This window comes from Chryseobacterium arthrosphaerae (genome assembly GCF_001684965.1).
GTDB lineage: Bacteria > Bacteroidota > Bacteroidia > Flavobacteriales > Weeksellaceae > Chryseobacterium > Chryseobacterium arthrosphaerae.
In genome coordinates, this window is sequence record NZ_MAYG01000012.1 from 175,201 (window position 1) to 195,494 (window position 20,294).

The 20,294-nt window shown below is 38.1% G+C and carries 22 protein-coding genes; 14 read left to right on the forward strand and 8 right to left on the reverse strand.

All coding sequences use genetic code 11. The features are described 5' to 3' along the window. Window positions 1-61: 61 nt before the first annotated feature. The gene (gene surE / locus BBI00_RS16140; protein WP_065399907.1) at window positions 62-850 is read right to left on the reverse strand and encodes a 5'/3'-nucleotidase SurE; all 789 of its coding nucleotides are present in this window, start codon (window positions 848-850) and stop codon (window positions 62-64) included. A gap of 281 nt (window positions 851-1,131) precedes the next feature. Further along, window positions 1,132-1,302 (reverse strand): lmo0937 family membrane protein, encoded by a 171-nt coding sequence (locus BBI00_RS16145; protein WP_123843855.1) that lies wholly within the window; start codon window positions 1,300-1,302, stop codon window positions 1,132-1,134. A 486-nt stretch (window positions 1,303-1,788) separates the two neighbouring features. On the opposite strand from BBI00_RS16145, the gene BBI00_RS16150 reads away from it, so the two are divergent. Continuing rightward, a complete protein-coding gene (locus tag BBI00_RS16150; protein WP_065399909.1) occupies window positions 1,789-3,918 on the forward strand; it encodes a carboxy terminal-processing peptidase in 2,130 nt (709 codons plus the stop codon). A gap of 53 nt (window positions 3,919-3,971) precedes the next feature. On the opposite strand, the gene BBI00_RS16155 is transcribed toward BBI00_RS16150, so the two are convergent. Next, a complete protein-coding gene (locus BBI00_RS16155) occupies window positions 3,972-4,475 on the reverse strand; it encodes a superoxide dismutase family protein (protein WP_065399910.1) in 504 nt (167 codons plus the stop codon). Between the two features lie 189 nt (window positions 4,476-4,664). On the opposite strand from BBI00_RS16155, the gene BBI00_RS16160 reads away from it, so the two are divergent. From BBI00_RS16160 to BBI00_RS16175, 4 genes are all read left to right on the forward strand, one after another. Beyond that, window positions 4,665-5,321 carry a 4'-phosphopantetheinyl transferase family protein gene (locus tag BBI00_RS16160; RefSeq protein ID WP_065399911.1) on the forward strand — a complete coding sequence of 219 codons (657 nt, stop codon included), beginning with the start codon at window positions 4,665-4,667 and terminating at the stop codon, window positions 5,319-5,321. 159 nt (window positions 5,322-5,480) lie between these two features. After that, window positions 5,481-6,383 (forward strand): AraC family transcriptional regulator, encoded by a 903-nt coding sequence (locus BBI00_RS16165; RefSeq protein ID WP_083988552.1) that lies wholly within the window; start codon window positions 5,481-5,483, stop codon window positions 6,381-6,383. A 243-nt stretch (window positions 6,384-6,626) separates the two neighbouring features. Then, window positions 6,627-8,873 (forward strand): TonB-dependent receptor, encoded by a 2,247-nt coding sequence (locus BBI00_RS16170; RefSeq protein WP_065400400.1) that lies wholly within the window; start codon window positions 6,627-6,629, stop codon window positions 8,871-8,873. A gap of 48 nt (window positions 8,874-8,921) precedes the next feature. Further along, entirely contained in the window at window positions 8,922-9,578 is a 657-nt protein-coding gene (locus BBI00_RS16175) for a hypothetical protein (RefSeq protein WP_065399913.1), read from the forward strand. 106 nt (window positions 9,579-9,684) lie between these two features. Here BBI00_RS16175 and BBI00_RS23385 read toward each other — a convergent pair whose 3' ends face one another. Next, the gene (locus BBI00_RS23385; protein WP_165602545.1) at window positions 9,685-9,855 is read right to left on the reverse strand and encodes a hypothetical protein; all 171 of its coding nucleotides are present in this window, start codon (window positions 9,853-9,855) and stop codon (window positions 9,685-9,687) included. 299 nt (window positions 9,856-10,154) lie between these two features. On the opposite strand from BBI00_RS23385, the gene BBI00_RS16180 reads away from it, so the two are divergent. The 6 genes from BBI00_RS16180 to BBI00_RS16205 all read left to right on the forward strand — a co-directional run bounded on the left by BBI00_RS16180 (window position 10,155) and on the right by BBI00_RS16205 (window position 14,333). Then, window positions 10,155-11,483: a 2TM domain-containing protein gene (locus tag BBI00_RS16180; protein WP_065400401.1), complete on the forward strand. Its 1,329-nt coding sequence runs from the start codon at window positions 10,155-10,157 to the stop codon at window positions 11,481-11,483. Beyond that, window positions 11,470-11,787 carry a 2TM domain-containing protein gene (locus BBI00_RS16185; RefSeq protein ID WP_065399914.1) on the forward strand — a complete coding sequence of 106 codons (318 nt, stop codon included), beginning with the start codon at window positions 11,470-11,472 and terminating at the stop codon, window positions 11,785-11,787. Before BBI00_RS16180 ends, BBI00_RS16185 begins: the two co-directional genes overlap by 14 nt. Window positions 11,788-11,826: 39 nt before the next feature. Then, on the forward strand, window positions 11,827-12,396 hold the full coding sequence (locus tag BBI00_RS16190) for a methyltransferase family protein (protein ID WP_065399915.1): 570 nt from the start codon (window positions 11,827-11,829) through the stop codon (window positions 12,394-12,396). A gap of 536 nt (window positions 12,397-12,932) precedes the next feature. Then, on the forward strand, window positions 12,933-13,229 hold the full coding sequence (locus tag BBI00_RS16195; protein WP_065399916.1) for a 2TM domain-containing protein: 297 nt from the start codon (window positions 12,933-12,935) through the stop codon (window positions 13,227-13,229). 24 nt (window positions 13,230-13,253) lie between these two features. Further along, on the forward strand, window positions 13,254-13,526 hold the full coding sequence (locus tag BBI00_RS16200) for a 2TM domain-containing protein (protein ID WP_065399917.1): 273 nt from the start codon (window positions 13,254-13,256) through the stop codon (window positions 13,524-13,526). A gap of 63 nt (window positions 13,527-13,589) precedes the next feature. Next, complete coding sequence (locus BBI00_RS16205) at window positions 13,590-14,333, forward strand: LytR/AlgR family response regulator transcription factor (RefSeq protein ID WP_083988553.1); 744 nt, start codon at window positions 13,590-13,592, stop codon at window positions 14,331-14,333. 84 nt (window positions 14,334-14,417) lie between these two features. On the opposite strand, the gene BBI00_RS16210 is transcribed toward BBI00_RS16205, so the two are convergent. The 3 genes from BBI00_RS16210 to BBI00_RS16220 form a co-directional block, all read right to left on the reverse strand. Then, a complete protein-coding gene (locus BBI00_RS16210) occupies window positions 14,418-15,644 on the reverse strand; it encodes a DUF6051 family protein (protein ID WP_065399918.1) in 1,227 nt (408 codons plus the stop codon). A 158-nt stretch (window positions 15,645-15,802) separates the two neighbouring features. Then, entirely contained in the window at window positions 15,803-16,009 is a 207-nt protein-coding gene (locus BBI00_RS16215) for a hypothetical protein (RefSeq protein WP_065399919.1), read from the reverse strand. 135 nt (window positions 16,010-16,144) lie between these two features. After that, window positions 16,145-17,041, reverse strand: a complete 897-nt coding sequence (locus BBI00_RS16220; RefSeq protein WP_065399920.1) for a hypothetical protein — start codon at window positions 17,039-17,041, stop codon at window positions 16,145-16,147. Window positions 17,042-17,156: 115 nt separating this feature from the next. On the opposite strand from BBI00_RS16220, the gene BBI00_RS16225 reads away from it, so the two are divergent. Continuing rightward, window positions 17,157-17,876 (forward strand): glycine-rich domain-containing protein, encoded by a 720-nt coding sequence (locus BBI00_RS16225; protein ID WP_065399921.1) that lies wholly within the window; start codon window positions 17,157-17,159, stop codon window positions 17,874-17,876. Window positions 17,877-17,903: 27 nt separating this feature from the next. Then, a complete protein-coding gene (locus BBI00_RS16230) occupies window positions 17,904-18,257 on the forward strand; it encodes a hypothetical protein (RefSeq protein ID WP_065399922.1) in 354 nt (117 codons plus the stop codon). A 93-nt stretch (window positions 18,258-18,350) separates the two neighbouring features. On the opposite strand, the gene mnmA is transcribed toward BBI00_RS16230, so the two are convergent. After that, window positions 18,351-19,538, reverse strand: coding sequence for a tRNA 2-thiouridine(34) synthase MnmA (gene mnmA, locus BBI00_RS16235; protein ID WP_065399923.1), 1,188 nt, complete (start codon window positions 19,536-19,538; stop codon window positions 18,351-18,353). 209 nt (window positions 19,539-19,747) lie between these two features. Here mnmA and BBI00_RS16240 point away from each other — a divergent pair, with 209 nt between their 5' ends. Further along, window positions 19,748-20,275: a hypothetical protein gene (locus tag BBI00_RS16240; RefSeq protein WP_065399924.1), complete on the forward strand. Its 528-nt coding sequence runs from the start codon at window positions 19,748-19,750 to the stop codon at window positions 20,273-20,275. The last annotated feature ends 19 nt before the right edge of the window (window positions 20,276-20,294 follow it).

Genomic DNA, 20,294 nt, shown 5'->3' on the forward strand with positions numbered 1-20,294 from the left:
GAAAAAACAAAAGCGTGAAAATTAATTTCACGCTTTATTATTTTTCAATGAATTGATAGTTCTATTTGGTTTCCTTTACAGTGTCAAAAGACATTACTTCTTCCAACGTTTTCATATACTCATATGCTGTAAGGTCAAACTTCACAGGAACGATAGAAATATAGCCGTTTGCCAATGCTGTTTCATCAGCATCTTCAGAATCATCCATATTATTGAAATATCCGGTAAGCCAGTAGTATTTTTTCCCGTGCGGGTTTACTCTTTCATCGAAGCTTTCCTCCCATTTGGCATGAGCCTGCTTGCAGACTTTTACTCCCTTTATTTCCGATGCAGGAAGTTTCGGGATATTCACATTCAGAACGATTCCTTTCGGCATCGGGTTTTCAAGAGTTCTTCTTACGATATTCTGAATATAGTCTTTAGCCTGGGTAAAATCTGCTTCCCAGCTGAAATCCAGCAATGAAAATCCAATTGCAGGAATTCCCTCCACACCTGCTTCTACAGCCGCAGACATCGTTCCCGAATAAATAACATTGATTGATGAATTGGCACCATGATTAATCCCTGAAACCACAATATCAGGACGTCTTTTCAGGATCTTATCAAGAGCCATCTTTACGCAGTCTACAGGAGTTCCGCTGCAGGAAAAATCTGTTTGCGGGCCATCAAGGGTCACTTCCTCATAGCTTAGCGTAGAATTGATAGTGATAGCGTGGCCTTTACCACTTTGGGGAGAGTTAGGGGCTACTACCACTACTTCTCCGATTTCGTTCATAAAACTGATCAGATTTCTGATACCAGGAGCTGTAATGCCATCATCATTAGTAACCAGAATAAGCGGTCTTTCCATATATTATCTTAATTTTTTATACACATGCAGTACAATCTGTTCATTTTAAGAATTGAACAAAAAGAATTTTTTCAACACATCAAATGTAGTTAAAAATAAGACGCAATAAAACAGCAGGTTTACCCTTCACCGATTTAAATTCAGGAATCAACATTCTGTATTTGAGTAAAGAAAGTAAGCCCTGTGTAGGAAAGAAAAAATTTCCTGATTAAAAATTACAATGATATTTCCGTTATAATTTATTAGTTTCCTGGTAAGATCTACACACGGAGATTGTATAATCAGTCCAGAGGCTTTCTGCCCGTAATGATGTTATACAGTACTACAACAATAGCTATAACGAGTAATACATGTATTAAATAACCTGTACTGATTCCGGGTACAATTCCCAGCATTCCTAAAAGCCATACAACGATACAAATGACTGCGATTAACCATAATAAGCTTCTCATAATATTACATTTTAAGGTTATACAGTTAATTATCAGCATATTTTATGCCTTTATGTGCTGAAAATAATTTTTGTGGTATCTTTTTATATGCTTTTAACGAAATATTTTTTTATTTCATCGTCCATGATTTATGCTTTTTTCTATGAAATTCAATGACTTCGGAAGTATAATACTACAGATTCTTGCTGCACTGCTATTTATTCTCCTGAAGAGAAAAAAAATCTTTGCCGATTTTCTGTTCATGATTTACAATACATAAGCAATGGCCGGATTACCCGGGAGAAGATGGCTTATTTTTTACGCAGTGCATTTCTGCTGTGAGAATAATAAAAAGAATAATACTTAATCCTTCTTTGAATAAAAATCTTTAAAACTTTGCGATATTTGTAAATAAGGTCTTAAATTTGATCGTTTGTAACGGTGCGCAAATTATTGCTACTTATTACAATACCTATTTTTAAAAAATTAAATAAATAAAGACAGTTTATGTGGAAAAATTTCAAACTGAATAAATTTTTACTCCTGATTCCATTAACCAGTCTAATGTTTTGTTTCAACTCGCCACAGAACGATGATGAAAAGATGCAGACGATAATGGTGAGCGTAAAAAACACACTTTCTTATCTGCATTATAGTCCCAAGTCTATCAATGATGCTTATTCGAAGGACGTTTATAAGCATTATTTCGAGTTAGTAGACCCTGCCAAAAGATATTTTCTGCAATCTGATATGGATGAATTCAGCAAGCATGAAACAAAGCTTGATGACTATATCAGCCAGGGAGATCTTACTTTCTATAAGCTTACTATTGACAGGCTGTACCAGAGAGTGGATGAGATCGATAAAATCACTCAGGATATTTTCAGCAAACCTATCAATCTGAAGGAAGATGAAAACCTTACCCTTGAGCCAAAACTTAAAAAAGTACCTGCCAATAAGCAGGAACAGTATAATGAGTGGAAAAAATTCATCAAATACAATATTCTGCAGGAAGTTGAATCGATGAATAGCAAAGAAGAAGCCCAGAAAGAAAAGAAGGATTCTGTACAGAAGTACAAATTGAAAGATACGATCAAGTTTAAACCTCTTACCCAGGACGAAAAGATCAAAAAGGCTACAGATGAGGTAAAAGACCTTGTAAAAGATACCTTTACCAGATTCAAGAAGAGAAAGAAAATGGATTGGTTTACCGTCTATATGAATGCGTATACTGAAGTGTTCGATCCGCATACCAACTATTATTCTCCAAAGGATAAAGAAGACTTTGATACCCAGTTTACCGGAAAAGTAATTGGTATCGGAGCTCTGATCCAGGAGAAAAAAGGAAACCTTTTCCTGGGTGCACTTACAATCGGGGCACCGGCATGGAAGTCTAAGCAGCTTTCAGAAGGAGATAAGATCTTAAAAGTAAAATCCAAGCCGAAAGAGGATGCCGTGAATGTAGTGGGAATGCTTTCTGATGAAGCCGTAAGACTGATCAGAGGAGAAAAAGGAACCCCGGTTACCCTGACCGTTCAGAAAAAAGACGGTACCATCAAAGATGTAACGATGATCCGTGAAGAAGTGGCTATAGAAGACACTTTTGCAAGAAGTATCGTCATCAATACACCGAACGGTAAAAAATACGGTTTTATTAACCTTCCAAGCTTTAATGCCGATTTTGAAAATGCCAAAGGAAGAAATGCTTCTGATGACATCAAAAATGAAATCATCAAGCTTAAAGCTCAAAACATCGAAGGAATCATTCTTGACCTTAGAAATAACGGCGGTGGTTCATTAACGGAAGTAGGCGATATCATGGGACTTTTCATGGATGCCGGACCTTATGTACAGGTAAAAGACGGAAACGGTAAAATACAGACTCTAAAGAACAAATACGAGACCCCGATCTGGACCGGACCTCTAGTGATCATGCAGAACGAACTTTCCGCTTCAGCATCTGAAATCCTTGCAGGAGTAATGCAGGATTACGGAAGAGCTATGATCATCGGATCTCCGCAGTCATTCGGAAAAGGAACAGTTCAGACCTTTGTAGACCTGAACAGATTCCTGAATACTGAAGATGATTTTGGATCTTTAAAGCTTACCATCCAGAAATTCTACAGAGTGACGGGAGAATCTACACAGAGAAAAGGAATTGTTTCAGACATTCAGATGAAAGATTTCTTTACCTATGCTGAGGTAGGAGAGCGTTACGATGACTTTGCCCTGGCATGGGATAAAATTCCTTCTACAAAATTCCAGAAACTGAATTATTTCAATATTCAGGCTCTTGAAAAAGCAAGCGCAGACAGAATGGCTAAAAACAGCAATTATCAGCTGTTACTGGAATCTGCCCAATGGAGGGAAAAACTGGATAAAGAAGAAACGATTACGCTTAATATCGATAAGTTTAATGAACTGATGAAGCACAGAAAATCTCAGATTGAAAAATTCAAGGTTCTGACGAAATTCGAGAACGGATTACAGTTCATTATGTATCCGAGCGAGATTGAAAGAGAGAAGAAAGACGAAGCTTTCAAGAAAAAATCTGAAATGTGGATCAAGAATCTGAAAAAAGATCTTTACCTGCAGGAAGCAATGAACATTGTATCAGATATGGGAGCAAAATCATAGATACCAAAAAAACCGATAATGAAAATTATCGGTTTTTTTATGAAGTAGAATAATTACTTTATTTCTACACATCCCACTCTTCCTCCGGCATTTCCGGTAGGCTGGGTGTGGAAGTCGTCAGCCGCTGCGTGTACAATAAGACCTTTTCCAATGATGTTTTTAGACTCATCTGTACAGCCAAGGCACCATTTGTCCGTTTTGAAAGTAAGGGTTGCTGTTCCGCTCTGATCAGCTACTAAATTTCCTATATCTCCCATATGGAAATGCTCGGCTCCCCATTTACCATGGTCGTTTTTGGATGGGTTCCAGTGCCCGCCTGTAGAAGTTCCGTCTGCTGCAGAGCAGTCTCCTTTTTCATGAATGTGTACAGCATGGATTCCAGGGGTAAGGTTGGTGATGTCCAGTTTCATAATAACTTCATTTCCCTGTTGGGTAAACTTTGCCGTTCCGCCTGTCTGTGTTCCGCTTTTGGCATTTACGCTGTACATTTTTGTGGTTCCGCATGAAACAGCAAAAAGTGCACATCCTGCCAGTAATGCTATTGTTTGTACTTTCATTTCTAAATGATTTATAGTGATTATACCATAAAATTAAAAAAGATTTTCCAAAACACTTTATGATTCCAGTCTTTTTTTCGGAAGTAAATGTAAGAGGTCTCCGAATACCGCTAATAAAGGTATTCAGTCAGGGCTTTGGAAAAAGAAGGAAAATACTTATTTTTAACAGGATAGGTATAATCAACTTTTATGGCAAAACAGGAAGAAAAAGTGATCATTTTATATACATTCATACAGGAGGAAAAACATCAGCATTTTTTGGATCAGTATTTACCTGTTTTCTCTGAAGATGGGCAGAAAGATATCCTGAAGTACAGAAGATGGCAGGATGCCCAGCTTTCATTGCTGGGGAAAATTTTGCTGCTGCATGGCTTGAGAACCTATTATGATATTCATGAAACCGAAATCCTTATTGATTCCAACAAAAAGCCTTATTTAAAAGATCATCCTATTCATTTTAACATATCCCATTCTAAAGACCTGGCAGCCTGTGCCATTGCAGGATTTCCTGTAGGACTGGATGTTGAATTTTCCGATACATCCGTCAGTTATTCTGACTTTAAACTTCATATGACCCCTTATGAAATTGAAGAGATTGATAATGCTGAAGATAAAATGGCGAGTTTTTTTACCTATTGGACCAGAAAAGAAGCCGTTATAAAAGCCCACGGGGACGGAATGATGCTTCCTCTGGATTCTTTTGAAATTCATAAAAATGAATGCCTGATTAACGGGGAAAAATTCTTCACAAAAGACATTGTTATTGAAAATTACTACAGCTGTATTGCCTCGAATGACATCAGCATCAATAATGTGGTTCCTTTTATTGAATATATTAAGATTTAAAGTGACCAAAGCAGCTACCCATTCGCTGTCAATAAGTTGATCCTATTTTTAACTCTGAAAATAAAATGTATTCAAAATAAGATCTTACTGTAAAAAAGCAATAATTGACAACTGGAGTAAACTTAGGATCAATACCTTTGCGGATATACACCTTTTATTTTGGAAGCATATAAAAAACGGATCGTAAAAACAATTCAATACATTGATTCTCATCTTGATGCTGACCTTTCGCTGGAAAAAATTGCTGAGATCAGTGCCTATTCGCCTTTTCATTTTCACAGAATATTTAAGCTGGTTACAGGAGAAACGCTTCAGAACTACATCATCAGGAAGAAAATAGAAAAGAGTGCCCTCCATCTGGCTTTACATAAAAATATGGAGCTCAGAGATATCTATTGGAATCTCGGATTTTCCAGCCATTCTGTTTTTTGTAAAACATTCAAAAAGTATTACGGTCTGGCACCTACAGAATTCCGCAGATTAGCCCCCGAAAAATTTCACAGAATTTTGCAGAAACAGAGCAAGAACGGACAAGCGGATACGGTTTTCAGCCAATACATTTGCAATATCGAAAATCTGTTAAACTGGACGAAAATGAATTTAAAAATCGAAGTAAAAGAAATGCCGGAAATGAATCTGGCATCTGTAATGAGCCTTGGAATTGCCAATGTAGAAACTTCTTTCAATGTATTGGCAGACTGGGCGGTAAAGAAGAATCTTTTTCCCGGAGAACATGTGAAAATGATTTCTGTATATCATGACAGCTGCAAGATAACACCTCTTGATAAAGTCAGGATACATGCCTGTATGCTTCTGGATGAAAGATTGCAGAAGCAGGACGGTGAGGTATTTGCTGAAACTTTAGAAGCCGGAAAATATATTGTAGGAAGCGGTGAAGTTACCCTTGATGATTTTGAGCAATGCTGGGTTACTTTGTTTTTATGGATGAATGAGCATCATTACACAATCAGGAGAACCTTTCCCTATGAGATCTACCATACCAATTTTAAAGAGCATCCTGAAGGGAAAATGATCGTGGATTTCTGCATCCCGATTCTGTAATTCAATGCAGGCAGAACGTCTGAAGACAGGGTAGGAAAAAAAAGCTAAAAAATAAATAAGTACCAACATCAATATTTATCACTGAAAGTAACTTTCATCCTTCTTCTTCCTGCTTTCAACCCCATTAATTTCAACGGTAAACGCAACTCATTTACCATTCGGTAGCAAAAGAATACCTTTCAGTAATTATTTTTTTACAGAAGGGTGTTTCCTGTACTATTTTTGATCCGGAAAACAACAGCTATGAAAACTCAAGGATATAAAATATTTTTTCTGATTGCTCTTCTTACCTATATGACGGGCTATTCTCAGGTAAAGATTTCGGGAAGGGTGACCTTTAAAAATAAGGGAATCAGTGAAGTCAATGTTACCCTGAAAAATACTTATGATGGTGCGACTACGGACGCCCATGGAAATTTCTCTTTTGAAACTTCAGAAAAAGGAAGTCATACGGTAACCTTTACCCATCCCAAATACGAAGAAATTGAAAAAGCAGTCAATATAGAAAATCAGGAGATTACGCTCAATACAGACCTGAAAGAACAGATCAGTGAAATTGATGCAGTGGTGGTTTCTGCCGGCTCTATTGAGGCCAGTGACCGGAAAAGGGCAACGGCACTTCTAACCCCGCTTGACATTTATACCACTGCCGGGGCAGATGGGCAGATTTCTTCAGCACTGAACTATCTTCCCGGTGTGCAGAAAGTAGGGGAGTCTGAAGGGCTTTTCATCAGAGGAGGAACAGCTTCTGAATCTAAGATCTTTATGGACGGAAGTCTCATTAACAATTATTTTTCCAATTCCGTACCGGGAATTGCAGGAAGAGACCAGTTCAATACTTCCCTTTTTAAGGGGAATATCTTTTCAAGTGGTGGGTACTCAGCATTATACGGGCAGGCTCTTTCAGGGGCATTGATGCTGGAAAGTGTTGATTTGCCGGATCAGAGTTCTTATAACTTCGGTGTTTCACCTATTTTTCTGAGTGGCGGGTTTCAAAAGCTGGGCGCGCAGAAAAACTATTCATACGGAGCTTCAGCAGGATATTCACTCCTAAGCCTGATGCAGAAAGTTTTCAATTTTAATACCGACTTTACTGATGCTCCACAGGGACTGAACGGGGATCTTAATTTCAGATTCAAAACCAAATCAGGAGGCTTTTTTAAATATTACGGAATGTACAATACCAACAGAATGGGCGTAAGAACAGAAAGTCTGGAGCCTGAATATGATTTTGCATTGGTAAAGCTGAAAGGCAGAAGTACTTATCACAACCTTTCTTACAGGCAAAAATTCGGGAAATATCTTTTGAATGCAGGAGGTTCTTATTCATACAACAGATCTGATCTTAAGTTTTCTACAGAGAATCAGGATGTGGAAAGCAACCGATCAGGATTGCTTACAGAGGGTAATTATATCAATTTTAAAGCAGTTCTTGAAAGGAAAATCAACAGGATCAGTGCTGTACGGGGAGGTTTTGAACTGAACAGTACCGATGAAAATCTGGATTTCGGAGAGGTTCGGAAAAATTATAAAGATTTGATTTCTTCGGCTTTCGTAGAAACAGATCTGGGCTTCAGTAATGCACTGTCTGCAAAAGTAGGCGTAAGAGCTGAAAACTCTTCTTATCTGGGAAAAAGCAATATAGCCCCCCGCCTGGCACTGGCTTATCGTCTGGCTGATCAGTGGACGGCCAATATCGCTTACGGTCTTTTCTATCAGAATCCAGAAAGTAAATACATCAACGGGCCGGCCAACCTGGATTTCCAGAAATCACAGCACTATATATTCCAGATCATGAGAAGTTCAGAAGGAAGAAGCCTGCGGTTTGAAGCATTTTATAAAAAATACGACCAGCTTGTTAAAACCTATAATATCTTCCCCGGAAAGCAGCAAAGCCAACAGGTACAGTCTGCTTTCAACAATGAAGGCTATGGCTATGCAAAAGGGCTGGAGGTATTCTGGAGAGATAATAAAAAGACATTTAAAAATATTGATTACTGGCTGACGTATTCTTTTCTGGATTCAAAAAGAGATTTCCTTAATTATCCGGTAAGTTTAAAGCCCGGTTTTGCTGCAGAACATACACTTTCCGCAGTGGTAAAAAGGTTTATTCCGGAATGGAAACTGGGAGTCAATCTTTCTTATACCTATGCTAAAGGACGACCTTACTATGATATTGCCTCTAAATTTGAGGATGGAAAAGCAATAAATTATACCCGGAATGAAGGGAGACTGAAGGATTATAATGCTCTTAATCTCAGTTTCAATTATGTTCCGAGTGTCGGAAAAAAGGATGCAAAGTCATTTACTGTATTTGTACTGAGTATTTCCAATGTTTTTGGATCTAAAAACGTGTATGGGTATAATTTTTCAGTGGACGGGGCCAGAAGCTCTGCAGTGGTTCCCCCGGTTAATACCTTTGTATTTGTAGGAGCTTTTTTCAGTTTCGGAGTAGATAAAACGGAGGATGCGATCAATAATAATTTATAAAGACATAACTTCGGATCATAATATAACTAACTTTTAAAATTTGATATCATGAAAAAATACTTTTTAAGCTTTGCTTTAGCTCTGGTGAGTTTAACAGCTTTTGCACAGACAGATTATGAAAAAATAATGAAGGATAAAATTGCAAAAATTGAAACCTGCAAAACTCCGGAAGACTTTCAGGCTTTAGCCAATGACTTTCAGAGAATAGGAAGCAAAGAAAGCTCACAATGGCTACCTCCTTATTACGCAGCCCTGGCTCAGATACAAAAAGGAAGAGTGATGATGAGAAACGGTAATATGCAGGATCTGGATGGGGTTGCTGCACAGGCCGAAAAATACCTGGGTACGGCACAGAGTCTTGCAGGAGCTGATAATGCAGAAATCCGGCTGTTGAAAAAAATGGCGTATTCCCTTAGAATGATGGTCAGTCCTCAGCAACGTTATATGACGGATGGTGCCAGGGCTGCAGAAGAACTTAATATTGCAGAAAAACTGGACCCTGCCAATCCAAGAATTGCCCTGATCAAGGCGGAAGATATTTATTTTACTCCTGAACAGTACGGAGGAAGCAAAACCAAAGGTTTGGAAATGTTTAAAGATGCTGTTGCCAAATTCAATGCCTATAAACCCAAAACAGCGTTGGATCCGAACTGGGGAAGAGGTGAAGCAGAATATTTCATAAGCCTTCCGGCAGAAAAGAAATAATCATTCATAAAAAACAGACCTTCACATTGTGGAGGTTTTTTAATATCCGGATCAAGAAAAAAGCACCATTACGGATGGTGCTTTCAAAATATTATGTACTGATTTTCTAAACGCAATGATCTGTGAATAACGTACATCTTCCGAACTGGTTTCTGCACATATTCCATCCGCAGCCGTCATCATTCCATGGATCTTTCGGGATCAGACCTCCTGCAATTTTCTTTTGATCTTCTCTGGTAAGGCTTTTTAAACCTTTCAGTTTAATTTGTTTTTTCATTGTAATTGTTTTTTTGATGTTCCTACTCTTTAAGCTTTTCGGATAACGCTTTGTGTTTTACTAAACTACGTTATTTTTTCATTTAAGCAAAATTATTCATATTAAAATTCCAGTTTTGTGATAATTAATTCAATTAAATTGTCTTTTTTCGATATTAATATTAAATTATGTATTTCGGAGATAGGCTGATATTTATTGAATACCCGCTCATACCATTCGGAAATAAAAATCAACCCTTCGGTAAGAAATAATTTTTGATACCTTTAATAAAGGCTAATTTTGAGCTTAATAAAATGATCATGAAGCGCAAGGAAATTATAACACTGTTTTGGGTCTCTATGGCCGTCTCTATGTTTTTCTTTTTTGTTTTTACGAAAGACAAGAATCTGGAAAACTTTTTATACACCATTCTGATCTCTATGATCTATTCTTTTGTATTGGGAGGGGGAAACGGATTGCTCAATAATTTCCTGAATAAAAAAATTCCATGGTCAGAAGCAACTACCAAACGGGCTGTTATAAGCATTGTTTCCATTGTTGTTGTCAATTTTATACTGGTGTACTTCTGTAATTATATCAATTTTGTGCTCATCCAGAAGGGTGCTACCACGGAAGAGTTTTTTTCCGGGAAATACAATTACATGAATTGGTTTACCATCAATATTGCATTGCTTATTTCTGCATTCCTTCATGCCAAGGGCTTCATGGAAGAGCTGAAGAAAGTTTCCAGAAAAGAAGTCGTGGAGCAGAAACTTATTGCCAAGTCAGCGAATGCACAGTTTGAGAGTTTAAAAAACCAGCTGGATCCTCATTTTCTGTTCAATTCATTAAACGTTTTGAGTTCCCTGATTGATGAAAATCCTCAACAGGCCCAAAAGTTTACCGCTTCAATGTCAAAAATTTACCGGTATGTACTTGAACAGAAAGACAAGGAGCTGGTAACCGTGGAAGATGAAATAGAATTCGCAAAAACATACTGCGACCTTTTAAAAACAAGATTTGAAGACAGTGTAGATTTTATTTTCGATGTTGAGAAAGATGACTACCGGAAATATGTGGTACCGTTATCATTACAGCTGTTACTGGAAAACTGCATCAAACACAACTTTGCGACTTCATCAAGGCCTCTGGTCATCAGAATATTTTCAGAAGGGGACATCCTGTGCATTGAGAATAACCTTCAGGTAAGAGAGCAGATCAAGGAGAGTTCAGGAATCGGGCTGGCCAATATTGTACAGCGGTATTCACTCCTTACCAAACGGAATGTTTTCATTGAAAAATCTGAAGATTATTTTAAAGTAAAACTTCCGATGCTGGCCAGTAAGCCTAATATTGTCAGTGTAAAACCTGATGATGATAAAACGTATAAAAAAGCCAGGAAAAGAGTCAAGGAAATCAAGGGTTTTTATACCAATCTGATCTCTTACTGTATTGTAATTCCGTTTTTGATTTTCATTAATCTCTATGCGGGCAGCAAGAGCCATTGGTTCTGGTTTCCGGCTTTGGGCTGGGGAGTTGGGCTGGCTTCACACGCTTTCCAGGTATTTGGGATCGGGGAATCCTGGCAGGAAAAAAAGATCAGTGAAATTATGAATAAAGAAAAAAATAAAGACAATGGAAACATTTGACGAAGATGATATCCGGTATCAAAGGGCTAAAAGACAGGTCGAAAGGCTGAGAGGCTTCTATGTGCATCTTTTCATCTATATTTTGGTGAATCTGATGATTGTTTATTACAATTATAGCCATCTGAAGCCTGGGGAAAGCTACTTTCAGTTTAAAAATTTCTTTACTGCCACATTCTGGGGAATTGGAATTGTTGCGCATGGTGCAGTTGTATTTTTATCCAGATCCGATTATTTGCGGAATTGGGAAGAGAAAAAGATCCGTGAACTGATGGAAAAGGAAAAAAATTATAAAAGAAACTCTTAAACTTCCGGTTGGCCTGTAAACACCTCAAAATGCATTACTATGAAGACTTTACAAATTCTTTTCTACATTTCTATGGCTGCCTGGTTTCTCAGTGAATTCCTTTATAAAAATATGCTGAAATCCGGGAAGGAAGACAAAAAAGACAAGGATAAATCTACCCTCAACATTCTGTGGCTGGCTATTCCTTTTTCCATTGCCGCGGCAGTTACGGTTTCTAATCTGTCTACGTTACCGGTAACAGATAAAAGCTGGATTTTCTATGCAGGAGAAGCATTTATCCTTATCGGAATCATCTTCAGGTTCATCATTATCAGATCCCTTGGGAAATACTTTACGGTAGACGTTACCATTAAACAGGATCATAAAATAAAAAAAGAGGGATTTTACAAATACCTGAGGCATCCGTCCTATGCCTTTTCTTTACTGACGTCACTGGGGCTTGGTCTCTATCTGAATAACTGGCTGTCATTAGCTTTTGCTTTCATTCCGCCATTCCTGGCCTTTGCTTACAGGATCAGAATTGAGGAACAGGCTTTGGTAGAACAGTTTGGAGAGGAATACCTTGAATACAGAAAAACAACCAAAAAACTTATCCCTTTTATCTATTGACCTCTCAGCATAAAGTTTACCGTTAACAGACAATATCAGCCACCAATGCCGGATAATCATTCGGATACTGGTGGCTAAAAAATGCACATATACATCAAAAATCTGTGTGATCTGCGGGAACATATAATGGTGATCCTTTTGCAAGCTGAATGGACTTACAGATAGTATAAAAACGCAAGGTTCGCAAGGTTATTTATGCTGCGGTTATTTTCCGTTCGCAGGGGCACTTCGTTCAGCAAAGAATCTTTTGTGCGGATTAAACGATCATTTTGGATGGTTTTAGCATAATATGCCAGGTGATCTGTGCAATTTTTTGTCATAAAAAGTATATCGGTTTCATTAGCTTCCTTCTTCCGGCTTCCAGCTTCCAGCCTCTAATAATTTCTTATCCCTCAGTCTCTGTAAGCCGTGTATCTCCCTATTTTACCATTCAGAAAGCATAATCTACAGTTCAGTGACATAAAGTTGATGGAAGCCCCTTATCTGTCCTACCTTTGACTCAAGAAAAATAACAGTTAACCTTTAAAACAAATAGTATGGAAATTTTATCAAACAAAGAAAGTATTTCTTATCAAAGAGCAGCAAAAAGAGTAAAGGAACTTAAAGAATTCTATGGAAATCTTACTTCTTTCTGTCTTGTTATCCCTTTTCTGGCAGCATTGAATCTGTTAACAGCTCCCGGATACTGGTGGTTTTTATGGCCAATGTTGGGATGGGGAATCGGAATTGCCTTTCATGCAGTCAATACATTCGGAATCGGAAAAAACTGGGAAGAGAATAAGATCAGAGAGCTGATGGAGCAGGAAAACAGAAAGCAGACTAAAACCTTATAAAATCAATTAAAAAAACAATACATCATGGATTATAATAGCGCATACAACAGAGTTCAGAAGCTGAAAAAATTCTATAAAAACCTGATATGGTTCGGAATTATTACGGCCATTGTTTTAGGAAATGACTGGCTGAATAATGAAATCCATTACAAAATATTTGGCGGACACCTTTTACTGAGCATTTGGGCCATCATTCTCGCGGTAAAGGCATTTTCTCTTTTTGTCTTTGACAATGAGTGGGAAAGAAAAATAATAGAGAATGAAACTCAAAACAATAAAAAAACTGCAGACTTTTAAAAATCTGCCTATTTTTTAACTAATTTTAGTTGCTGAATTTTAAAACTAAAAACTGTAGACTCAATGATCAAGACCGTCATTATTGAAGATGAAAAACCTGCTTCAAGGAAATTAGAGCGAATGCTGAGTAATTTTTCTGATATTGAAGTAGTTGCCAAAATAGAATCAGTAGAAGAAGGAGTAGCCTGGTTTTCTGAAAACGAGCATCCGCAGCTGATCTTTTCGGACATTGTTCTGGGTGATGGACTGTCATTCGATATCTTTGAAAAAATCCCCACCAAAGGCTTTATTATCTATACCACAGCGTTTGATCAGTATACCCTGAAAGCCTTTAAACTCAATAGCATCGATTATCTTCTTAAACCTATTCTTGAAGAGGATCTGGCAGCAGCAGTGGAGAAGTTCAAATCTTTTATTCCTTCCGGTCATGACATTGGATCACAGGATATCAAACAGCTGATCAGAAAAGAAAAATCCATTCTTTCCAGAGTTCTGGTGAAAATAGGATATAACCTGAAAATCATTCAGACGCCGGAAATCAGTTGTTTTTTCAGTGAAAACAAGATTGTGTATCTCCAGACAGAAGACCGCACTTACCCGTCAGACTTTACACTGGATGAGCTGGAAGAGGTGCTGGATGACAAAAAGTTTTTCAGGGTCAACAGACAGTTTATCATCAGTTCAGACCATATCAGAAACATTCACACCTCACCGTATTATAAGGTAGAACTTGATTTTCAGCCCAGGGAAGAAATTACGGTGAGCAGAGACCGTGTCAAAGACTTTAAAGACTGGCTCGTGAGTTAAATAATACAATCCCCAATCATTACCATGGAACTCTTATTATTACTTCTCAGGCTTTTTCTATCCATTGTTCAATCCTGATCAGCATTAGCTGCTGTAAAAATCACAGGCAGATTGTATAAACTGATGAAAGGCCTGCGTCACCTCTGTTTTGTGCCTGTGAGTAAGAGGAAAAGGAACCATATGAGAATAGTCGAAAGGAAAATCCCGGACTTCCACCTCTACATCAATGTTCCTGTAGCCTCCCTGCAGCGTATTTAATGCCTCTATCGGAGGAGCTACACTGTCCTTTTCCAGCACATAAGCTTTGATCTGGGACCGGATTTCCTGCATTCTTTCCTCTCTTTCGCTTTGGAAATAATTGTAACGGAGCATCTTTTTGAACCAGCTTTCCTGCGGATGGAGCACATCATCCTGATAATGCTTCAGGCGTTGATCAAATTTAAAATCTGAACTCAGTAACTCTGTGAAAACAGACTGCATTTTGATCGTAGCCTGAGAATCCATAATATATTTGGAAATGGGAAACATCCGGTCAATCGTCATTCCGCCGCAAAAGCAGAAAACTTTTGATGCTGTGAAAAAATGATGAGGATCGGCCATTTTGATAATCATAGACAGGAATGATCCAATGGAATACCCAAAGAGATCCAGCTTTGCATCGGGAGAAATGCTTTTAATCGTGCTGTTTTTAATTTCTTTCACCACCTCAATAATATCCGAATAGGTTTGCAGTCCTGACCAGAAAATTCTCTGAGGATGGGCCTCAAGCCTGGAGCTTATAGCGGCATTTACATAAGAAAAATGAGTGTTTTCAGGGTATTTTCCTTTTCTGAATTTTACAATTTCCATCATATGGTGACGGTCACTCCAGATCGCTTCTGCACGGTCCATATGAAAGGCAATGGGAAACAGGATAACCGCTTTATGCGTTTTCTGTGCCAGCTCATAGGCCCACGGAAGATATTTGTCCCACTTTTTCTCATTTAAACCATGGAAAAAGATAATACATCCCTGGGCAGTCTCTACATCAGCTCTTTTGAGAATATAATATTCGAAATTTTTATTGCAGGCGATATCAGAATCCTTACCGTCTACAGAAGGCTGGTCATACAGAAGGTATAAACTTTTATTAATTTTCAGGGGCTGATGATGTTGGGGACAGGTCTGATTTTCTGACCCATGAATAAGATCTGAAACCTTGGAGGTAAAGGGAACGGACTCAATCGTTACATTCAGATCCCTGATTTCCACAAGCTCTTTTCCGGAATCAAAGTGGTGCTTCAAAACGTCATACAATTCATAATATTCCATAGCAAGAGGATTGAGTTCATAATTAGAACTATCAAGTTAGGGAATTATTATACTAAAGTGTTGATTTTAAAAGCTTAAAGATATTCCAGGCATAAGATAATTGGAAATAAACCCGGAACACATCTGCTCCGGGAAATAGGGTGAATGGACGCTGAAGTTTATTCAATGTCTTGATGATCGTTTTTTCTACCGTACTTTTGTACCGTTGCGGAAGTAAGTGCAAGCAAAACAATACACAACAGAAGATCCGATTTTTCCGGATGATGTATTGCCTGATAAATATTGTAGCCTAAAAGAACAGAGACAATAAAGATCAGAACATTGTTGGCTTCTGTATACTGTTTGTGGGAAGTTGGAATCTTCATGATGATATTTTTATTGTTATTTATCCTGTAAGTATGAAAATTCGGATTACGTTACAGAAAAATTTCAATGCAACATCAATTCACCCGATATTTTATATTTCCTATCCGGAGCCCGGACCTCGAAAGTATTCTCAACTATCTGTAATCAATTCTGTTAGATTCAGTGTCTTCAAGTTGTTTTAAAATAGATTCAGGAATCTCGTCACTGTCTATGGGGAGGCTGATGGAATCGGAAATAAAAGTTTTCCGGTGTGCTTTTCTGAAGATTTCAAATAGAGCAATAGGCTCTTGGTTGAAACTGATGCACGTACTGATGAAGTGAAGCTCGTGAAGTTTATAGTCCGGATTTTTGAGCTTTTCTTTGATATCCTTAATCCTTGATATAAAATGTCTTTGACGGATAAATGTATTACTGTTCATGATAATAAAAACATAATCAGAATAAGCTGTTACCTTCCCGAAATACTTATGATGATCACCACCGCTTCTTTCAATGAAATATTCTCCTGTGGTTTCAGACTTATAGATCTCCATCGCAGAGCGCCATATCCTATCTTCTTTGGCCTGTGTTGGGTTTTCCGGGAGATTCCTGTTGTATGAATACCAGCAGCCTACCAAACGGTCCAGAAGAGCCGTATTCGTACTAACATTATTCATATCGATCCTGAGATCATTAAAATTAAAAGCTTCCGTATTGGAATTGATGAAATCAATATAATTGGAATAGCCCAACACTCTGACTATCAGACTTAATTTCGCAAGATTGGGCCTGCTTATAACAGCATTTTCATTGCTGTTGAATTTTTTTAATTTATTGATAATCAAATGTTCATACAGGTAATTGGTTCCCAGGAGATCAGGTTTTTTCTTTATTTCTTTCTCTGAATGATCGCTGATGATAAGATCATTGAGTTCTGCACAGATATAAGACCATTCGGTTTTGGTGACATCTTCCCAATGGCTTTTCTTTAAAAACTGCCTGCTTAAAAAGGTCATCAGCTTTTCGAGATGCAGGATATCTTCCTTTTTCATGGATTCTGTTTTATAAGACTAATTTAAGATTTTTATCAAACCTGAAAAGACTTTTGAAAGACTTTTATATTACAAAATCCATAGATATTTGAGTAGAAAAACAAAAGTTAGAACAATGGAAACAAGAATGTTATTAAAAGATGAGTCCCTCTGGAACAGAATTCAGGGATTTTCACTGGACGCTCCTGATGCTGATTTTCCTTTTTCGAAAAAGCTGGCGAAAGAAGAAAACTGGAGCCTTGATTTTACCCGGAGAGCCATCGAAGAATATAAAAAGTTTGTTTATCTCTGCTGTATTCTTCCCAACGGAGCTTCACCAAGCAAGATCATTGATAAAGTATGGCATATGCACCTGATCTACACCCAAAACTATTGGGAGGATTTTTGCCCTAATATTTTAAAAAAGCCCCTGCATCACCATCCTTCAAAAGGAGGATCCGAAGAGAATATGAAACACCGAAACTGGTTTACAGATACTTTAAAAGGATATCAAGAAGCATTTCAATCTGAGGCACCGCTGGAAATCTGGCATGATCTGGTAAAACCCGGACTTTCCAATAACTGGTGGAAAAAATTCCGTATCCTCCCATTGTTTGCTGCCTTTTTTCTCCTGACCTCCTGTCTGGGTGAGATCATGACGACTCTGGGCTCTATGTTCTTTTCAATGCTCGTGGCTTTTATCTTTGGAGGATTGATTAACATTACCGGGAATAAGAACGATAAAAAAGATGGCAATTCCGGGACAGGCTGTGGAGGAAGCAGCTGCAGCGGGGGAGGAAGTTGTGGAGGCGGTTGCGGTGGAGGCTGTGGAGGGTGCGGAGGCTGTGGCGGATAAAAAGTGAATCAATAAAAAATAACCATCATGAAAAAGCTAATCATTCATTCTATTCCGGTGGCGATAAGTTTTATCTGGCTTGCCATAAAATGTCACACCCTTAACCCGTTTACGATAAAAGGACCTGAATTTCTGAAGTTTTATCTCATTCTCATACCCGGATTTTATTTTTCGGTTTTTATAGTAAAGTCACTGAAAGAAAGCATTTCAAAAACTACCTTCTATTTTACACTGTTCATTTTTTTACTTGGAGTCGTAAAACTGATAAGAGGAATACTGTTAGAAAAACCTGTCGGGTTTTTAGTCATGATCCTCATAGGAGAATGTGTTGTAATGCTGTTGTTTAAGTTATCTGATATAAAGAATAGAATCAAGGATTAATATCAGAAACAAACCCGAAACAAAGTTGCTTCGGGCTTTATATTTTCTATTGAAATGAATTATTATTTGTTGATTCCTGACCGACCTTCAGTCCTATGAAATCACACCGCTTCCGATAAGTTCTTCGTCAATATACCATGACGCAAACTGCCCTTCAGCAATGGCAGACTGAGGCTCATCAAATTCTATATAAAAAGCATTCTCAAACTGATAAAGGGTTGCTTTCTGCAATGGCTGTCTGTATCTGAATCTGGCCATTACTTCCATAGACTCTCCGTTCTGAAGTCTCATATCTTCCCGTACCCAGTGCAGTTCAGAATTGTCAATTTTCAGCGCTTTTTTGAAAAGTCCGGGGAAGTGGTTTCCTTCGCCTACAAAAAGAATATTGTTTTCCATATCTCTGGACACGATAAAACAGCTTTCTTTGTGTCCTCCTATTCCAAGCCCTTTACTTTGCCCGATCGTGAAGAACTGGGCTCCCTGATGCTTTCCGATCACCTTACCGTCAGCTTTTTTATAATTGATTTTCCTTGATAGGAATTCAAGCTCTTCTTCTTTGGATGAAAATGCAGGCTGTTCTTCAGCAAATAAAGGTGAATCTTTGAAAATTTCTACAATTTCCCCTTCATTAGGCTTCAATTGCTGCTGTAAGAACTGAGGAAGACTTACCTTTCCGATAAAGCACAACCCCTGAGAGTCCTTTTTATCAGCAGTTACCAGACCGATTTCTTTTGCGATCTCCCTTACCTGAGGTTTGGTAAGCTCTCCGATAGGAAACAGTGCTTTAGACAGCTGATCCTGGCTTAGCTGGCAAAGGAAATAAGACTGGTCTTTATTGTTGTCCTTTCCGGCAAGCAGGTGAAAAATCTCTTTACCGTTCTCATCAAAAGTTGAGTTTACCCTTGCATAATGTCCTGTGGCTACCTTATCAGCTCCCAAAGACATGGCAGTCTTCATGAAAACATCAAATTTTACTTCTCTGTTACACAAAACATCCGGGTTCGGTGTTCTTCCTTTTTCATACTCGGCAAACATATAATCAACGATACGTTCCTTGTAAAGCTCGCTCATATCGATCACCTGGAAAGGAATTCCAAGCTTTTGAGCCACCATAAGGGCATCATTACTGTCCTCAATCCAGGGACATTCATCTTCTAATGTTACCGAAGCATCATTCCAGTTTCTCATAAACAAAGCCACCACTTCATGGCCCTGCTGTTGTAGCAAATATGCTGTTACACTGGAGTCTACACCTCCTGAGAGGCCTACTACTATTTTCATTGTATTTCAATTTTACGAAACTCTTAACGGGAGTTCTTAGTTTGATGCGGCAAAAATACAATTAAAAAATTCGTAAAAAAACCATATTTTTAAACATTGATAAAAACGATTTTAATTGTACAGTCACCGTAAATCCTATTTTAAAAACTTAATAAACAGGTAAAATAGAGGTGATTTTAAAATTTAGCCAGACAAATAAAATAGTATATATGAAAAAGTTTATTATTTCTTTGATGCTGATCGTCTCAGGGTCAGTATTTTCCCAGGTTTCAGTAGGAGTCCCTTCCCAGGGCAACAGCCGATGGACTTTCGGTGGCGGAATTGGTGTCGGATTTGGAAGCAACAGCTCATTCAGTCTGCAGGCTTCCCCAAGAGTGGGTTACAGGATTACCGATGACCTTGAAGGAGGGGCAGCCGGAAGTGTTACGTGGCAAACGTCTGACTATCACTCATCCACCATGTTCGGGATAGGTCCTTTTGCCAATTATTACTTTGCAAGATCGTTTTTCTTAAGTGCGAACTTCCAGCATTATTTTATCAACTATAAAGATAAATTTTATGACTATAAAGACAGCAGGGAAGAAAATGCGTTATATCTTGGAGGAGGGTATATGCAAAGGATCGGAAACAATTCTTTTTTACAGCTGGGGCTGATGTACAATGTTCTCTGGAAAGAAAGATCAAGCGTATTCTCAAGCGGGTTGGTACCTAATATAGGTTTTGTGGTAGGCCTTTAAAAAATCAGAATCAGGAACA

Coding starts and splice junctions, on each gene's coding strand:
- surE (WP_065399907.1), bottom strand. CDS start 850: ATGGAAAGACCGCTTATTCTGGTTACTAATGATGATGGCATTACAGCT.
- BBI00_RS16145 (WP_123843855.1), bottom strand. CDS start 1,302: ATGAGAAGCTTATTATGGTTAATCGCAGTCATTTGTATCGTTGTATGG.
- BBI00_RS16150 (WP_065399909.1), top strand. CDS start 1,789: ATGTGGAAAAATTTCAAACTGAATAAATTTTTACTCCTGATTCCATTA.
- BBI00_RS16155 (WP_065399910.1), bottom strand. CDS start 4,475: ATGAAAGTACAAACAATAGCATTACTGGCAGGATGTGCACTTTTTGCT.
- BBI00_RS16160 (WP_065399911.1), top strand. CDS start 4,665: ATGGCAAAACAGGAAGAAAAAGTGATCATTTTATATACATTCATACAG.
- BBI00_RS16170 (WP_065400400.1), top strand. CDS start 6,627: ATGAAAACTCAAGGATATAAAATATTTTTTCTGATTGCTCTTCTTACC.
- BBI00_RS16175 (WP_065399913.1), top strand. CDS start 8,922: ATGAAAAAATACTTTTTAAGCTTTGCTTTAGCTCTGGTGAGTTTAACA.
- BBI00_RS23385 (WP_165602545.1), bottom strand. CDS start 9,855: ATGAAAAAACAAATTAAACTGAAAGGTTTAAAAAGCCTTACCAGAGAA.
- BBI00_RS16180 (WP_065400401.1), top strand. CDS start 10,155: ATGAAGCGCAAGGAAATTATAACACTGTTTTGGGTCTCTATGGCCGTC.
- BBI00_RS16185 (WP_065399914.1), top strand. CDS start 11,470: ATGGAAACATTTGACGAAGATGATATCCGGTATCAAAGGGCTAAAAGA.
- BBI00_RS16190 (WP_065399915.1), top strand. CDS start 11,827: ATGAAGACTTTACAAATTCTTTTCTACATTTCTATGGCTGCCTGGTTT.
- BBI00_RS16195 (WP_065399916.1), top strand. CDS start 12,933: ATGGAAATTTTATCAAACAAAGAAAGTATTTCTTATCAAAGAGCAGCA.
- BBI00_RS16200 (WP_065399917.1), top strand. CDS start 13,254: ATGGATTATAATAGCGCATACAACAGAGTTCAGAAGCTGAAAAAATTC.
- BBI00_RS16205 (WP_083988553.1), top strand. CDS start 13,590: ATGATCAAGACCGTCATTATTGAAGATGAAAAACCTGCTTCAAGGAAA.
- BBI00_RS16210 (WP_065399918.1), bottom strand. CDS start 15,644: ATGGAATATTATGAATTGTATGACGTTTTGAAGCACCACTTTGATTCC.
- BBI00_RS16215 (WP_065399919.1), bottom strand. CDS start 16,009: ATGAAGATTCCAACTTCCCACAAACAGTATACAGAAGCCAACAATGTT.
- BBI00_RS16220 (WP_065399920.1), bottom strand. CDS start 17,041: ATGAAAAAGGAAGATATCCTGCATCTCGAAAAGCTGATGACCTTTTTA.
- BBI00_RS16225 (WP_065399921.1), top strand. CDS start 17,157: ATGGAAACAAGAATGTTATTAAAAGATGAGTCCCTCTGGAACAGAATT.
- BBI00_RS16230 (WP_065399922.1), top strand. CDS start 17,904: ATGAAAAAGCTAATCATTCATTCTATTCCGGTGGCGATAAGTTTTATC.
- mnmA (WP_065399923.1), bottom strand. CDS start 19,538: ATGAAAATAGTAGTAGGCCTCTCAGGAGGTGTAGACTCCAGTGTAACA.
- BBI00_RS16240 (WP_065399924.1), top strand. CDS start 19,748: ATGAAAAAGTTTATTATTTCTTTGATGCTGATCGTCTCAGGGTCAGTA.